At 64.9% G+C, this 14,951-nt stretch carries 17 protein-coding genes; 9 read left to right on the plus strand and 8 right to left on the minus strand.

Going from position 1 to position 14,951, the window contains the following annotated elements; genetic code table 11:
* Positions 1-29: 29 nt before the first annotated feature.
* Together HU751_RS04280 and HU751_RS04285 are read right to left on the minus strand one after the other, a co-directional pair.
* Complete coding sequence (locus tag HU751_RS04280; RefSeq protein WP_186732526.1) at positions 30-1,340, minus strand: ABC transporter substrate-binding protein; 1,311 nt, start codon at positions 1,338-1,340, stop codon at positions 30-32.
* Positions 1,341-1,542: 202 nt separating this feature from the next.
* Complete coding sequence (locus tag HU751_RS04285) at positions 1,543-2,448, minus strand: AraC family transcriptional regulator (protein WP_186732525.1); 906 nt, start codon at positions 2,446-2,448, stop codon at positions 1,543-1,545.
* Between the two features lie 418 nt (positions 2,449-2,866).
* Here HU751_RS04285 and HU751_RS04290 point away from each other — a divergent pair, with 418 nt between their 5' ends.
* From HU751_RS04290 to HU751_RS04305, 4 genes are all read left to right on the plus strand, one after another.
* Complete coding sequence (locus HU751_RS04290) at positions 2,867-3,163, plus strand: DUF3077 domain-containing protein (protein ID WP_186732524.1); 297 nt, start codon at positions 2,867-2,869, stop codon at positions 3,161-3,163.
* Between the two features lie 194 nt (positions 3,164-3,357).
* A complete protein-coding gene (locus HU751_RS04295; protein ID WP_186732523.1) occupies positions 3,358-3,843 on the plus strand; it encodes an Hcp family type VI secretion system effector in 486 nt (161 codons plus the stop codon).
* The gene (locus HU751_RS04300; RefSeq protein ID WP_186732522.1) at positions 3,843-4,556 is read left to right on the plus strand and encodes a DUF4225 domain-containing protein; all 714 of its coding nucleotides are present in this window, start codon (positions 3,843-3,845) and stop codon (positions 4,554-4,556) included. The genes HU751_RS04295 and HU751_RS04300 overlap by 1 nt, the downstream gene beginning before the upstream one ends.
* Positions 4,553-4,819 carry a hypothetical protein gene (locus HU751_RS04305; protein ID WP_186732521.1) on the plus strand — a complete coding sequence of 89 codons (267 nt, stop codon included), beginning with the start codon at positions 4,553-4,555 and terminating at the stop codon, positions 4,817-4,819. The genes HU751_RS04300 and HU751_RS04305 overlap by 4 nt, the downstream gene beginning before the upstream one ends.
* Positions 4,820-5,024: 205 nt before the next feature.
* On the opposite strand, the gene lpxO is transcribed toward HU751_RS04305, so the two are convergent.
* Entirely contained in the window at positions 5,025-5,924 is a 900-nt protein-coding gene (gene lpxO, locus HU751_RS04310; protein ID WP_186732520.1) for a lipid A hydroxylase LpxO, read from the minus strand.
* Between the two features lie 215 nt (positions 5,925-6,139).
* Between lpxO and thpR the strand changes: the two genes are divergently transcribed.
* Positions 6,140-6,685: an RNA 2',3'-cyclic phosphodiesterase gene (gene thpR, locus HU751_RS04315; protein ID WP_186732519.1), complete on the plus strand. Its 546-nt coding sequence runs from the start codon at positions 6,140-6,142 to the stop codon at positions 6,683-6,685.
* A 31-nt stretch (positions 6,686-6,716) separates the two neighbouring features.
* Here thpR and HU751_RS04320 read toward each other — a convergent pair whose 3' ends face one another.
* A complete protein-coding gene (locus HU751_RS04320) occupies positions 6,717-7,325 on the minus strand; it encodes an NAD(P)H-dependent oxidoreductase (RefSeq protein WP_050706167.1) in 609 nt (202 codons plus the stop codon).
* Between the two features lie 93 nt (positions 7,326-7,418).
* On the opposite strand from HU751_RS04320, the gene HU751_RS04325 reads away from it, so the two are divergent.
* On the plus strand, positions 7,419-8,015 hold the full coding sequence (locus HU751_RS04325) for a TetR/AcrR family transcriptional regulator (RefSeq protein ID WP_186732518.1): 597 nt from the start codon (positions 7,419-7,421) through the stop codon (positions 8,013-8,015).
* A gap of 157 nt (positions 8,016-8,172) precedes the next feature.
* Here the strand turns inward: HU751_RS04325 and HU751_RS04330 are convergent, their stop codons facing one another.
* Positions 8,173-9,078: an AraC family transcriptional regulator gene (locus HU751_RS04330; RefSeq protein ID WP_186732642.1), complete on the minus strand. Its 906-nt coding sequence runs from the start codon at positions 9,076-9,078 to the stop codon at positions 8,173-8,175.
* A 178-nt stretch (positions 9,079-9,256) separates the two neighbouring features.
* Between HU751_RS04330 and HU751_RS04335 the strand changes: the two genes are divergently transcribed.
* Entirely contained in the window at positions 9,257-10,309 is a 1,053-nt protein-coding gene (locus HU751_RS04335) for an NAD(P)-dependent alcohol dehydrogenase (protein ID WP_186732517.1), read from the plus strand.
* Positions 10,310-10,344: 35 nt separating this feature from the next.
* On the opposite strand, the gene HU751_RS04340 is transcribed toward HU751_RS04335, so the two are convergent.
* Both HU751_RS04340 and HU751_RS04345 read right to left on the minus strand, forming a co-directional pair.
* Positions 10,345-11,004 (minus strand): DUF3313 domain-containing protein, encoded by a 660-nt coding sequence (locus tag HU751_RS04340; protein WP_186732516.1) that lies wholly within the window; start codon positions 11,002-11,004, stop codon positions 10,345-10,347.
* Complete coding sequence (locus HU751_RS04345) at positions 11,001-11,339, minus strand: hypothetical protein (protein ID WP_186732515.1); 339 nt, start codon at positions 11,337-11,339, stop codon at positions 11,001-11,003. The genes HU751_RS04340 and HU751_RS04345 overlap by 4 nt, the downstream gene beginning before the upstream one ends.
* Before the next feature lie 120 nt (positions 11,340-11,459).
* On the opposite strand from HU751_RS04345, the gene HU751_RS04350 reads away from it, so the two are divergent.
* Both HU751_RS04350 and HU751_RS04355 read left to right on the plus strand, forming a co-directional pair.
* The gene (locus HU751_RS04350) at positions 11,460-12,206 is read left to right on the plus strand and encodes a response regulator (RefSeq protein ID WP_186732514.1); all 747 of its coding nucleotides are present in this window, start codon (positions 11,460-11,462) and stop codon (positions 12,204-12,206) included.
* On the plus strand, positions 12,203-13,537 hold the full coding sequence (locus HU751_RS04355) for an ATP-binding protein (protein ID WP_186732513.1): 1,335 nt from the start codon (positions 12,203-12,205) through the stop codon (positions 13,535-13,537). Before HU751_RS04350 ends, HU751_RS04355 begins: the two co-directional genes overlap by 4 nt.
* Before the next feature lie 5 nt (positions 13,538-13,542).
* On the opposite strand, the gene HU751_RS04360 is transcribed toward HU751_RS04355, so the two are convergent.
* Positions 13,543-14,850 carry a phosphate ABC transporter substrate-binding/OmpA family protein gene (locus tag HU751_RS04360; RefSeq protein ID WP_186732512.1) on the minus strand — a complete coding sequence of 436 codons (1,308 nt, stop codon included), beginning with the start codon at positions 14,848-14,850 and terminating at the stop codon, positions 13,543-13,545.
* Positions 14,851-14,951 lie beyond the last annotated feature (101 nt).

Consider the following 14,951-nt stretch of genomic DNA (forward strand, 5'->3'; position numbering starts at 1 on the left):
CAGGACGGCGCGGTCTACGGCGGTGCGAGCTACTTGGGGTAGCCGGCGCGCTTCATCTCGCGTTCGGTGGACTGCTGGGCCGAGGCCAGCACCTGGTCCACGTTCATCTGCCCGGTCAGCGCGGCGGAAAACAGCTTGCCGACCTGGGTGCCGATGGCCTGGAACTCGGGGATGGTCACCAGCTGGATGCCCACGTAAGGCACGGGCTTGAGGGTGGGGTGGTTGGGGTCGACGCGCTTGAGCGATTCCAGCGTGACCTTGGCGAACGGTGCGGCGGCCAGGTACGCGTCGCTGTAGGTCGAGGCACGGGTACCCGGTGGCACGTTGGCCACGCCTTCCTGCTCGGCCACCAGCTTGCCGTAGGCCTCGGAGGTGGCCCAGGTGCTGAAGGTCCTGGCGGCGTCCTTGGCCTTGGAACTGGTGGGGATCGCCAGTGCCCATGAGTACAGCCAGGTGGCGCCCCTGTCGGTGACTTCCTTGGGCGCGAAGGTGAAGCCAACCTGGTCGGCGACCTTGCTCTGGCTCTTGTCGGTGACGAACGAGCCGGCGACGCTGGCATCGACCCACATCGCGCACTTGCCGCTGTTGAACAGCGCGAGATTTTCGTTGAAGCCGTTGCTGGAGGCGCCGGGCGGGCCGTATTGCTTGAGGGTGGTCACATAGAAATTCAGCGCGTTCTTCCACTCGCTGCCACTGAATTCGGGTTTCCATTGCTCATCGAACCAGCGCGCGCCGAAGGCGTTGGCCACGGTGCCGATCAGCGCCATGTTCTCGCCCCAGCCGGCCTTGCCGCGCAGGCAGATGCCGTACTGGCCCTGGTCGGGGTGGTTGAGTTTGGCGGCGAACTCGCCGAGCTGGGTCCAGGTCGGTTGCTCGGGCATGCTCAGCCCGGCTTTTTCGAACAGGTCCTTGCGGTAGTAGGTGATCGAGGCTTCGGCGTAGAAGGGCAGGGCGTACAGCGTGCCGTTGGCCGACAGGCCGTTGCGCACCGAGGGGAACACGTCGTCGAGGTTGTAGTCGGCGGGCAGGTCGGTCATCGGTGCCAGCCAGCCCTTGGCGCCCCACAGCGCGGCTTCGTACATGCCGATGGTCAGCACGTCGAACTGCCCGCCCTGGGTGGCGATGTCGGTGGTCAGGCGCTGGCGCAGCACGTTCTCTTCGAGCACCACCCACTTGAGCTGGATGTCCGGGTGCTGCTGCTCGAACACCTTGGCCAGGCGCTGCATGCGGATCATGTCGTTGTTGTTGACCGTGGCGATGGTCAGGGTCTCGGCGGCCTGGACGTGCAGCGGCAGGCTGAGGCAGGCGGCGGCCAGGCAGGCCTTGATCGAGTCGTTCATCGGTGAACTCCCTCGGGGATGACGTTATTGTTTTTGTGTCGCTCGCTGCCGATTACACCCGTGCTCGGCGATGGCGACAAAGCCTGGCCTGCACCTGGACTGATACTTTTTTGCTGTGCCGGGATTAGGTATTTCCCTGTGGGAGCGGCCTTGTGTCGCGAAAGGCCGCTCCCACAGGGATTGCTCGGCACATCGCCCCGATTCAGCCCCGGTTCTGCTCGGTCAGCCGCTGGGTCACCAGGCTGCGGTAGTCGGAGGGCGTCATGCCCTTGAGCTGCAAGAAGCGCCGGTTGAAGTTCGACAGGTTGCTGAAGCCCGACTCGAAGCACACCTCGGTCACCGGCAGCTCGCCCTTGGCCAGCAGCTCGCACGACTTGCTCACCCGCAGCCGGTTGACGAACTCGACAAAGCCGCGCCCGGCGGCCTGCTTGAAGAACCGCGAGAAGTAGGTCGGCGTCATCCCCAGGTGCTCGGCCACCTCGTTCTGGCTCAGGTCCTGGGCGTAGTGTTGGAAGATGTAGTCCACCGCCCGGTTGATGCGCTCGACGTTGTGCTCGTCGGCCAGCTGCGAGGAGGTGACGGTGGACAGCAGCTGGTAGTCGTCACAGGCGGCCAGCTGCTCCATGAGGATAAAAAAGTATCCCAGGCGGGTCATGCCGCGGCTGTCGGCGATGCGTTGCAATAGATGGCGGCTCTCACGGATCAGCGCCGGGTCGCGGAACTCGATGCCATAGCGCGCCCGGGCCAGCAGCGGGGCAAGCTGGGTGAGCTCGGAGAACACCTGGCCGCCGTCCTCGAGCACCTCGTCGGTGAAGTTGACCAGCATGTCGCGCTTGCCCACCACCTCGTCGGGTCCGACCTGGCTGATCCAGTTGTGCGGCAGGTTGGGGCCGGTGAGGAACAGCGTGTCGGGGGCGAAGTTGCCGATGTAGTCGCCGATGAACACCTTGCCGGCGCTGGCGACGATCAGGTGCAGCTCGTATTCCTTGTGGAAATGCCAGCGCACCAGCGGGCTGGGGAAACCGTGCTGGCGGTAGATCAGCGAGGCGCCTTCGTGGTCGTCCATCAGCTCGTAGGACGGATCGGTGACTTTGCTCGGTCTGGGCATGGCGGTGGCTGGGCCTGGAGGGCGAGGTGTCATCGTAGCCTGAAGTGCTGGAGCAGGGCAGATGCTTGAAGCAGGTTCCACTCGATGCCGGCCAACGTGGCCCTTGTGGGGGCGGCGATGCGTCGATGCGACTTGCCCCGCGATGGGCTTTAGCCGACAGCATCTGCAGAGAATATTGCAGGTCCTACAGCTTTTCTTCCGTTGTTTATGTAGTCCTTTTCCTAAAGGCGCCTTTTCCCTCGGTAGCCCGTTGTAGTGGATTGGCGCTCGCTTTAGTCTCGGCCTGCTCGTCGCGCTTCACCCTCCGGGGTTGACCGGGCCACTGGGCAGCTTACCGCGCAGGGATCGCGCGGTTTGGTCTGGCGGCTCCGAGGAATGAACCGCGACGGGCTCTTTCTTTTTCCAGGGGGGCAAGGTCATGGACAAGGACGAACACGCAAAGGGCACCGCAGGTCTGAAGATCGTCAGCCTGGCAGGCCGTATCAAGCGCTACTCGGTGCGTGATTGGGTACAGGCGATCCCGGGGTTGCCGACCGAGGACGTGCTGCAGGAGACAACGATCATCCTGGGCTGCATCACCGGGCTGACCTACCAGGCGTTGAGCCAGCCGAAAGATGCACAGACGCTGATGCGGGCGACGTACTACCTCAGCGGCATGGCCAAGGCGATGATCGATGGGCAGTTGCCGGTGAAGCGGGAGCAAGGCGACAGCTGAACTGTCGGCACCAAGGTAAGGGCCGCTTTCGAGCAATCGAGAGCGGCTTTTTGTCGTCAGGCGCATGGCTGCGGAGGACAGGAAAGCAAGTCGCATTCGGTTACTTATAAGGCCGGAAGTTTCGGACGCGTCCGACATACAAGCCCATTATGTGCAGCGTAGGTTGCGGACTTTGCTGACAAGGAGTTCGCAAGATGGCACATCACGGTTACATGACGATCAAGGGGACGCGGCAAGGGTTGATATCGGCGGGGTGTTGCGCCCAGGATTCGATAGGTGGGAGGAGCCAGATCGACCACCTGGATGAGATCATGATGCTCTCGTTCCAGCACGATGTCTCCAATCCGGACAACACCCGCCCACCGGTGCATCGGCCGGTGATCATCACCAAGCACATCGACAAAGCCACCCCTTTGCTGGCCGGGGCGCTGGATTACCGCGAGACACTCGAGTGCAAGATCCTGTTCTTCCGCACAAGCGCCGCCGGTAAGCACGAGCCCTATTTCCGTATCCTTCTCCATGGCGCAATGGTCATCGAGCAACGTCTCGACATGCCGGACTCGTTGTTGATGAACGATCAACAGCCTCTGGAGTACCTGGCAATCCGTTACCGGGATATCGCTTGGCAGCACCTGTCAGCCAACACCAGCGCTTATGCGATCTGGGGGCAGGTGGAATGATGGAGAAACGAAGCCGCTCCGACAAGTTATCGAGTAGTGAGTTCTGGGAAGTAAGCCATGCGGCGGCGCGATTAACCGAGTATGCATGTGCAGTCAGTGCTCGGCATTTGAAGGATAGCTGGACGCGGATGCAGTTCAATCGGGAGTTGGCGTATTACGCAAAGCGGGTGGTGGAGGATGTCTACGAGAAACAGCTGACGCCACAAGAAGGTCTGCATAAGCTAGCGCGTGAACGTGCAAATCTCGAAACTGAAAACTCTCGCATATTGGTACAGACCTTGGGCACTTTTGGTGGCGCTGGTCAAGTGCTGGCGGGGGCCGGGATCTGCTACGGATCTGCAGGGTTGCTATGTGCTTTTGCTGGGGCACCGTTACTTGCTCATGGCGCGAACAATGTCTATGAGAATGCTAGAGGTCTCTATGAAGGCCGTGGAGATGTTCAAGGCCCCGTCAGGAAGGTTTATCACCGTGCCTCCAAAGTAGTTGGGTTTGACCAGCGGGAGGGCAACATGGCTTATTTGGCCAGCGACCTGATGCTGTCAATTGGCGTTCTGTTCAGGCCTGTTTTGCGGGCTGATGCCTGGAGGCTGTTCAATTATCTACGAGCGGACAAGGAGGCTGCCGTCAGGCAGATGGGTGCTGGCGCGATCATTATGGAGGGAGCAGCCGATAGCAACACTGGCTACCAACTCTATAAGGAATATCGAGAATGACCTGGGCTACATTCTTGATATTTCTCCTGGCCGACGCAGGGATTTCACGCATCATGTGGCGACGCGCACAGGGTAGTCGGATTTTGAGTGGGCTCTCTAATCTGTACGGTATGCTCTTGGGGGGGATTTATATTGGTGTCGTCAATGGCGAAGGGCCGGTCGTATTTTCGTACGATTATGATGAACGCTTTGAGCCGCAGTTCTACATGGTCATGGCGGTGTGTGTGGCAATGATTGTTTTTCATGTATGGCATGCTCGATAGCCGGGCCGCGCGGATATCGAAGGGGATGTCCCATGGCCGGCTTTTTGTCACTGGTGCTGCCCGGTTGGATGGCCGAGGATGGCAGCACAGCAAGCCGCATACAGTTGCTCTGGGGAACCAGAGTATCTGGGGGCACCATAGCAGCGTTATTGGTGATCACAGGGCAAACCCGCTCGCACGTTGCGGGAGCGGGTTTGCTCCGGCGTCAGATGTAGATGAACACCAGCACCAGCGCCGCGACCACTGCCCACTTCTCCAGGTAGTAGCGGGTGCGGTTGCGTTTCTTCATCGCCTTGCCGCGCTCGCGGATCTTGTAGATGCGGGTGAACAGGCGGTTGATGCCGCCGGTCTTGTCGTTGGCATCGTTGGGCGCGGCGGCAGCGGCCATGACGTTGCGGCTGAACCAGCGGTTGAACGCCGAGGCCCAGCGGTACTTGAGCGGGCGCTCGACGTCGCAGAACAGGATGATGCGGTTGTGCTCGGTAGTGTTGGCGGCGTAGTGGATGTAGGTCTCGTCGAACACTACGCCCTCGCCGTCGCGCCAGGAGTACTTCTCGCCGTCCACATCGATATAGCAGCCATCGTCGTTGGGCGTGTCCAGGCCCAGGTGGTAGCGGTAGGAGCCGGCGTACGGGTCGCGGTGGCGCACCAGCTTGGCGCCTGGCGGCAGGGTGGCGAACATCGCCGCCTTGACCGTGCCGATGCCGGCGAGCAGTTCGGTGGTGCGCGGGCACAGGGTCATCGCCGAAGGGTGGCTCTCGCCGTACCACTTCAGGTAGAAGCGCTTCCAGCCGGTCTTGAAGAACGAATTGAAACCGACGTCGTCGTAGTTGTCGGATTTCTTGATTTCGCCGGCCTGCAACAGCTGCTGGCCTTCCTCGCGGATTTCCTGCCAGTGGTCCTGCAGCACCTGCAGCTCGGGGAAGGCGCTGACCGGCAGGTACGGCTTGGCCGGATGCTTGGAGAACAGGTACAGGAAGGCGTTGACCGGGGCCAGGAAGCTGGAGTGATCGCCCAGCTGGCGGGTCAGCTTGTGACGAACCCGACCGCGCAGGTGAACATAGGCGATCGAGAGGACAAAGATCAGTACGAGTGCAATTTTCATGGACGTTTACTTGTCGAAAAATGGCCATGCGCCATGGCGTAAGCCCGCCAGCATAAACAATCGTGGCGCGGGTTTGTACTTATTGTTACGTCTTGTCTGACCGACTTAGGTGCAATGGCTGACAGGTTGCGCAAACGATTCAACAGCTTATGTCGCTGTTTCGCATGGGCAGGGCGCTACACTCGATGGCGCGAACCGTTACCAGGGAGACTCGCATGGTCCAGGATCCGCGCCCCAGTGGCGCGCCGTTCAAACGGCTGTTCTTCGCCTTGCCGGTCAGCGACCAACAATGCCGTGCCCTGGCGCAGTGGCGTCGAGGGCTGAACCTGCGCAGCGGCAAGCCGGTGCCGGCGGAGAATTTCCACGTCACCTTGCTGTTTCTCGGTGACGTGGACGCCGAGCAGGTGCCGGCGATCTGCGCGGCGGTCGATCGGCTCAGACTGCCCGATGCACCGTTGCGCCTGGTGCTGAACCGTTTGCTGGCATGGTCGCGCGCGGCGGTGCTGGTGCTTGAGCCCGAGCAACCACCCGCCGGGCTGCGGCAGTTGGTGTACGCGTTGCAGCAGGCTGTCCTGCCGCTGGGGCTGGAGGGGAAACCAAGGGAGCATCGCCCGCACCTGACGCTGTCCCGCGATTATCGGGCGCAGGTGCCCGAAGCGCGCCAGGCACCGGAGTTCTTCCTCGCTCCCCGTCATTTTGTGCTCTACGAATCGCGAAAGGAGCGCTATTGGCCGCTGGCGCAGTGGGCGCTGGATCAATAGGAGCGAGGCCAGGCCGCTCCTGTAGCGAAGGCTAGACAACCGGCACTGCTTGCCTTTCGCTGACGAACAGGCGTTCCCCCAGTGCGCGCGCGCTGCGCAGATGCCGCGTGGGATCCTGTCCCTCACTGTCCTCCAGCAGCGTCGAGCTCAGGACCCGGGCACCGCAGTAGTCGAAGATACCGTGCTCGATCTGCACGCGCATGGCTTCGCCATAGCCATGGCGCTCGAAGGTGCCGGCATCGGCGCCGGCCACGCCGACCAGGTGCGCGGTCATCCCGTGCAGCAGCTTGGTGGTGCTGCCGTCGGCGGCCTGGTCGAAGGCCCAGCCGTTGCTGAACACCCGCTCGACCCAGCCCTTGAGCAGGGCCGGCAGCGACCACCAGTAGATGGGGTAGACCATGACCACGGTGTCGGCCCGCTCGATGCGCGCCTGTTCGGCCAGTACATCGGCCGGTGGCTTGCCAAGGCGACGGTGCACGGCGTGGTCGGCCAGGCCGAAGCGTGGGTCGAAGCCTTCGCTGGCCAGGTCGGCGAACTCGCTGGTATGGCCGGCGGCGCGCAGGCCCTCGGCGATCTGCTGGGCGAGGGCGTGGGTAAGGGAGTCGGGGTCGTGGTGACCGATGACGATCAGGGCATGCATGGTGGAATCTCCAGAATCAGGATGCAGGGACACCGGGAGCGTTATATACTCGAGGTAAGTTACGCTTAGTAAGTTACTTTTGGTAGGTAAGCGATGTCAAGCGAGGAAAAGACCGCGCCGCGCAAACGCCTGTCCCGCGAGGAGCGCCGGCGCCAGTTGCTCGATGTGGCCTGGCGGCTGGTACGCGAGGAGGGCACCGATGCCCTGAGCCTGGGGCGCCTGGCCGAGCAGGCCGGGGTGACCAAGCCGGTGGTGTACGACCATTTCGAGACCCGCAACGGCTTGTTGCTGGCGCTTTACCAGGAATACGACGCCCGCCAGACGGCCATGCTCGACAAGGCCCTGGCCGGCTGCCCGGTCGGCCTGGCGGAGCGCGCCTGGGTGATTGCCGAGGCCTATGTGGACTGTGTGGCGACCCAGGGCCGGGAGATCCCTGGGGTCAGCGCCGCGCTGGCCGGCTCGCCGGAGCTGGAGGCGCTCAAGCGCGGCTATGACGGGCCGTTCATGGACAAGTGCCGCGAAGCGCTGTTGCCGTTCGCGCCGGGTGGCGATATCGGCGTGGCCGGGCTGTGGGTGCTGGTGGGGGCGGCGGATGCGCTGTCCCTGGCGGCCGCCGCTGAAGAGCTGACGGCTGAAGCGGCCAAGCGCGAGCTGCAGGCGACCATTGTGGCGATGGTTTTGCGCCAGTAGGTGATCATCCTGCAAGTGATTTTTGTAGCGGATCGCGTGACCTGTGTGGGAGCGGGCTTGCCCCGCGATGGGGGGCATGGCACCGGCTGCGCCGGTGATCGCGGGGCAAGCCCGCTCCCACGCATCCTGCTCTTGCAGTCTGTTACGGCGGCCCCAGTCAGGCCGGCAGGCTCTGGTACGGCTGCTCTTCCCCCGGGCTGCGGGCGAACTGGCGCTTGTACTCGCGGCTGAACTGCGAGGTGCTCTGATAACCCACCCGGTGCGCCACCTGCGCAACGCCCAGCCCCTCGCCGATCAGCATCTGCTGCGCCTTGAGCAGGCGCAGGCGCTTGAGGTACTGCATCGGCGCCAGGTCGGTGCAGCGCTTGAAGTGCTCGTGGAAGGTCGACACGCTCATGTTCGCCCGGCTGGCCAGCTCATCCACCCCCAACGGCTCGGCGTAGTGCTCGCGCAAGTAAGTCAGGGCCGAGCCGATCCGGGCGAAATGCCCCTGTTGCTCGACCAACGCCCGCAGCACCCCGGCCTGTGGCCCGCGCAAGGCGGTGTAGAGCACCTCGCGCACCCGCGCCGGCCCCAGCACCTTGGCGTCCAGCGGGTCCTGCAGGCACAGCAGCAGGCGTTCGACGCTGTCGCGCATGGCCGTGTCCAACACTGCCGAAGTCATCGACTGTGGCGTCTGTGCCTGCACCGCGGCATCCGGCCCCAGGTCCATGCTTTGCACCAACTCGCCGATCAGGGTGCGGTCGATATCCACCGCCACGCCAAGCAGCGGCGCCTGGGGCGTGGCGAAGGTCTCGCACATGAACGGCACCGACAGCGCCTGCACCAGGTAGTGCCCGGCGCCGTACTCCAGGGTACGCGGGCCCAGGCGCGCCAGCTTGCTGCCCTGGGCGAGGATGATCAGGCTGGGTTCGTAGATCTGCGGGCTGCTGGCCACGTAGTGGTCCCAGGTCAGCACCTGAACCTGGGGCAGGACGGTGGGCACGAACCCGGGGCCTGTGGCGAGGGTGCGGATCAGTGAGCAGAGCGTGGCATTGGCATCCACATGGCGAGTCAGGTGCATGATGAACCCGGGCAGAGAATCGGACACTGGCATCTTCGCAGATTCGCGGGTTCATGCCAGAGGCCGGCGGCAAGGTCCGGAGAATCAGGCATGCATGCCGGAGAATCGGCGGTGGGCGAGGCGGGTAGCGGCGCGCAGAATGCGTCGCCTGAATCGTTTCACTTGCACGAGGTTCCCCATGTACACCGCCATCGGTTACGCCGCCCAATCGCCCACCAGCCCCCTGGCCCCCATGACCTTCCAGCGCCGCAGCCCGCGGCCGGACGATGTGGTCATCGAGATCCTCTACTGTGGCGTGTGCCATTCCGATATCCACCAGGCCCGCAACGAATGGGGCATCGCCGTGTACCCGCTGATGCCGGGCCACGAGATCGTCGGTCGGGTCAGCGCGGTGGGCGCGCAGGTCAGCCGTTACCAGGTCGGCGATCTGGTCGGCGTCGGCTGCATGGTCGATTCCTGCCGTCACTGCGAGGCCTGTCGCCAGGACGTCGAGCAGTACTGCCTGGAAGGCCCGACCATGACCTACGCCACCCCCGACCGGGTCGACGGCAGCAACACGATGGGTGGCTACTCCAGCAGCATCGTGGTCAGCGAGCATTTCGTCCTGCGCATTCCCGAGGGCATGGACCTGGCCAGCGCGGCGCCGATCCTGTGCGCCGGCATCACCACCTATTCGCCCCTCAAGCACCACGGCGTGGGCCCCGGGCACAAGGTGGGCGTGCTGGGCATGGGTGGCCTGGGCCATATGGGCATCAAGCTGGCCAAGGCCCTGGGCGCGGAAGTGACCCTGTTCACCCGCTCCGCGGCCAAGGCCGAGGAAGCCCGTCGCCAGGGCGCCGACCATGTGATCGTCTCCACCGATGCCGAACAGATGCGCAGTGCCGCGGGCCGCTTTGATTTCCTGCTCGACACCATTCCGGTGCAGCACGACCTCAACCCCTACCTGCAAACCCTGAAGTTCGGTGGCGTGCATATCCTCGTCGGGTTGATCGAGCCGGTCGACCCGCCGGTGCATGCGGCCAACCTGGTGATGCAGCGCCGGGTGCTGGCAGGTTCCTTGATCGGCGGTATCGCCGAAACCCAGGAGGTGCTCGATTTCTGCGCCGAGCACGGGATCAGCTGTGATATCGAGAAGCTCGACATCCGCAACATCAACCAGGCCTACGAGCGGATGATCGCCGGCGATGTGAAGTACCGCTTCGTCATCGACATGGCCACGCTCAAGGCCTGACCAAGCGAGCTGGGCTTGTCCTTTGAAGCGTCACGCTACCTGAGCGGCGCCGCGTAGCCCTGGCGCAGGTCCACGGCCCAGGCGTCGAGCACGGCCTTGACGTTGTCGGCGGTCATCACCTGGCGGTCGTTATCCAACGGCACGCCGGTACCCGCGAGCATCGCCTCGCCGACCACCTTGCCGCTTGCGCCCGCCTCGAACGACAGCTCGCTGGCGATCGCGCTGTCCCGGTCGCGAATGCCGGCGGCGCTGCTCACCCCGGCCGCGACCAGGGTGATCGGCAGCCACTCGTAGAAGCGCAGGCCCTGGGTGTCGGCGCTGATGCGGGTGATGGCCGGCCTGACCACCAGGGTGTTCGGGCCGGGCCTGTCGACCACCGTCATCACCTTGCCCAGTTCGTTGCGCAGTACCGCGTCGTAGTAGTGGGTGATGCTGGCGAGGGTGGCCTGGGGGATGCGCGTGCTCGGCTCGGGAGCCGGATAGAACCGGCTGGGTGCCAGGTAGACCTCGATGTAACGGCCCTTTGGCCATTTCGGGTCGGCCCAGCTGAGCACCGTTGCGCCCGAAGGCGCCTGGTGCGGGGTGAGTAATCCGTAGTCCTTGAGATAACCGGTCGGTGTCGGCTTGTTGCTGCTACATGCGGACAGGCCCAGGGTGGACGTCAGCACCAGTGCCAGGAGGTGACGCCGACTCATGGGTGGCGAACCTCGCGCCGGGTCGGGAGGGCCGCTTGCAGGTGGGGCACATCCTGCGATGTCTGGATGCGCAGCTTCCCGCGTGCCATCAGCCAGTGCACGAGGTCACGGACGGGAACGGTGTGGCTGTACTCGACCCATTCGCCAAAGGTCGGGTCGTAGTGTTCGAAATACCGGCGCAGGGTGACATAACCCTGTTCGTCTGCCAGCTCCAGGCTCTCCTGTTGCACGATCAGCGAACCCGATTGTCCGCGCTGGGTGTTGCGCTGGCTGAGGATCAGGGACGCGGAGCCCTCATGCCCATCGGTGCTGTTGCGGCTGTCGACTATCTTCATGGGGAGCCCTCGGTAATGGAAGGCCGCCAGGGTGAAGGGCCATCGTTGCCGGGTGATGTCCACTTTGTGTCGTGCGTGACGAAATGTTGCGTGATTGAAATAAATGACCCGCGTGGCGCAATGGTTTTAGATACGCCTTTTTCCCGGACCGGTATCACCGTGAGCAGACTGTTGATCGTCGATGACGACGTGGAAATCCTCGCCTTGCTGAAGCAGTTCTTCGTCCAGCACGGTTACGAGGTGGACCTGGCCGCCGAGGGGCAGGCGATGTGGGCCGCCATCGCCCGGCAGCACCCGGATGCGATCATCCTCGACCTGATGCTGCCCGGCGAAAGTGGCCTGGACCTGTGCCAGAAACTGCGCGCGCAGCTTGGCGTGCCGGTCATCATGCTGACTGCCATGGCCGAGCTGAGCGACCGTATCATCGGTCTGGAACTGGGCGCCGACGACTACCTGACCAAACCGTTCGATCCACGTGAACTGCTGGCCCGCCTGCGCGCCGTGCAACGCCGTGTCGGCGAGCAACTGCCGCGTGGCGAGGCGGCGCGGCCGGTGATCGGTTTCGCCGGTTGGCAGCTGGACATCACCTGCCGCGAACTGCGCTCGCCCGAGCGGGTGATGGTGCCGCTGTCCGGCGCCGAGTTCGATCTGCTGGTGGTGTTTCTCGAGCACCCGCAGCGCATTCTCACCCGCGAGCAATTGATCGACCTGACCCGTGGCCACGGCCATGACGCCTTCGATCGCAGCATCGATGTGCAGGTCAGCCGCCTGCGGCGCAAGATCGAGCCCGACAGCAAGCGCCCGGACCTGATCCGCACGGTGCGCAATGGCGGCTACCTGTTCAGCGCCAAGGTGAGTCGTTCGTGATCCGCCGTCTGCTGGGCCGCGATACCCTGCGCAAGCGCATCGCCCTGACCATCTTCACCGCGCTGCTCGCGTCGTTGGCGTTCAACGCCTTGTTCGTCCAGCTTGCCGGCAGCTGGGCGCGCCCGCCCATTGAGCGCACCGGCCTGCTCGACCAGATCGCCGTGACCACCCATATGATCGAGACCGCGCCGCCCGCGCTGCGTGGGCCACTGGCCGAGGCAGCGAGCACGCCGACGTTGCGGGTGAGGTGGAGCACCCGGCGCGAAGACTTCGGCTTGCCCGGTCCGGGCGTGCCGCTGAACTCCGGACAGGTGCCGGCGATGGCACAACTGCTGGGCCCTTCACGCCCGATCGCGGTGTACAACCCGGGCGACTGGCCTGACGGCAGTGCCGATGCGCACTACGTGGCGCTGGTCGGGCTGGACGATGACAGCTGGCTGCTGTTCGTGCCGCCGGAGCGCAGCTGGGGCATGAGTGCGACGGCGCGCCTGGCGGTGGTCATTGGCCTGGGGCTGGTGGCGACGTTGCTGGTGGCCTGGCTCGCCACCCGTCAGCTGGCCGCGCCGCTGCAACGCTTTGCCAGCGCGGCGCGGCGCTTCGGCGGTGATTTGCAGGCGCCACCCATTGCCATCGAGGGCCCCGAGGAGATCCGCCAGGCGATCATCGCCTTCAACACCATGCAGGCGCAGATCCAGCACTTTCTTCGCGAGCGCACCCACATGCTTGCGGCCATCTCCCACGATCTGCGCGCGCCGCTGACGCGCATGCGCCTGCGCAGCGAGTTCATGGAGGACCTGGACCACCAGCGCAAGCTGATCCGCGATGTCGACGAGATGCAGACGATGATCAACGAGGCCCTGGCGTTCTTCCGCGAGGGCACGCAACTGGAGCAGCGCACGGCCTATGATCTGTCGGAGCTGTTGCAGACCCTGGTCGACGACTACCGCGACCAGCATCTGGACATCGCCTTCAAGGGCCCGGCGCACCTGGTGCACGACGGCCGCCCGCTGGCGACCAAGCGGGTGATCGTCAACCTGGTGGAAAACGCCATGAAGTATGCCCGCGATCCGCAGATAACGCTGCGCCGCGCCGCTCACCTGATCGTCATCGAGGTGCGCGACAGTGGGCCAGGTATTCCCGAGGAGGCCTTGCAGCAGGTGTTCGAGCCGTTCTACCGGCTGGAGGGCTCGCGCAACCGCGATACCGGCGGCGTCGGCCTCGGCCTCTCGGCCGCCCGGGCCAGCGTGCGCGAGCAGGGCGGCGAGCTGACCTTGCGCAATCGCGTGGGCGGCGGGTTGGTGGCGCGGGTCGAACTGCCCGATGGGGGATGAGCGGGTCAGTACACCCAGACTTCGACCCGGCGGTTGCGCAGGCGCCCTTGCTCCAGGTCGTTGCCGGCCACCGGCAGTTCGTCGCCCATGCCTGCCACATCCCTGACCTGCACCCCGGCCCGGGCCAGCTCGCGGCGTACCGCCATGGCCCGCAGGCGCGACAGCAGCGCGGCGCGGCCCGGGGTTTCCTTGGGATCGCCGAAGCCCACCAGCACCACCTTGCCTTGTAGCTTGCCGGCCTGGCGCAGGTAGTCGCCGACCCGCTGCACATCGCGCAGGGCCTTGTTGTCGAGGCCGGCGCTGCCTTCCTGGAAGCGGAAGTTCACGCTCAGGCGCTGCGCCTCGCCGGCCAGTGCCCGGTAACGCGGCGGCATTTCGGTCTGGGCCGCGACCGGCTGTGGCTTTATCTGCTGGGAAACGAAGCCCTGTTCGGCGACGATGGCCTGGCCGGTGGGGCCCTGGGCGAACTCGGCGAGGGCCCTGGCTTGTGCCGTGGGGTGGGCGGGGAGGTAGAAGAACAGGCGCCGCGACAGCGGGTAGTCCTCGCTGGCCACCAGGGCGCGGCTGGGCGCAAGCGCCGGTGCATCGCCCTCGGCCACGGCCAGTGCCTTGGCTCGGTGGACCGTGGCCAGGCCGCTGAAGCCGATGGCCTGGCGGTCGGCCATGACCTGGGCGGCCAGTTCGTCGGCGGATTCGAAGCGCCGCGCCTGGGTGGCCAGTGTCGCTTGCTGAGGGACAAGCACCAGGGCCTTGAAGGTTTCGAAGGTACCGGAGCGATCATCGCGGGCATACAGGTGGATCGCCCCGCCGGGCACGCCCAGCTGTTCCCAGCGTTGCAGTTGACCGGAGAATACCTGGGCCAGTTGCTCGGTGGTCAGTTGCGTGAGCGGGTTGTCCGGGTGGACGATCACCGCCACGCCATCCAGGCCGATCACCTGTTCCGAGCCTGCGCCGCGCAGGTTGCCCAGGGCCTGCAACTGTTGCGCCTCGCTGTCGCTGATCGGCCGCGAGGCCGCGGCCAGGTCGGCCTCGCCCCGGGCCAGCGCGACAAAGCCGGTGCTGGTGCCGTGGGCGGCGATGGCGATGCGCACGGGCTGGCCGTCTGGACCGACGGCGTGGACTTCGGTCTCGTTGGCCGTGGCGCCGGGCCGGCGCTCGATGGCGCTTGCGCCCTGGGCCTGCAGCAGCCCCTGCACCAGGGCCGGGCCAAGGGCCGCGCCGATGGTGTTGGAGCCCTGGATACGCAGCTGCGCGGGCCCGGCGCAGGCCAGGCCCGGGAGCAGGCACAGCAGAAGGAGAAGCAGGCGAGGCATGCCGGAGACCTGTGGCACAGAGTTGCGCCGCAGATTACGACAGTTGCTTGACCGAAAGATGACAGCACCCCGGCAGGTGCTGCCAGCTTCTATCAACCCGG

The organism is Pseudomonas peradeniyensis, from assembly GCF_014268935.2.
In the GTDB taxonomy this organism is placed as follows: Bacteria; Pseudomonadota; Gammaproteobacteria; order Pseudomonadales; family Pseudomonadaceae; genus Aquipseudomonas; species Aquipseudomonas peradeniyensis.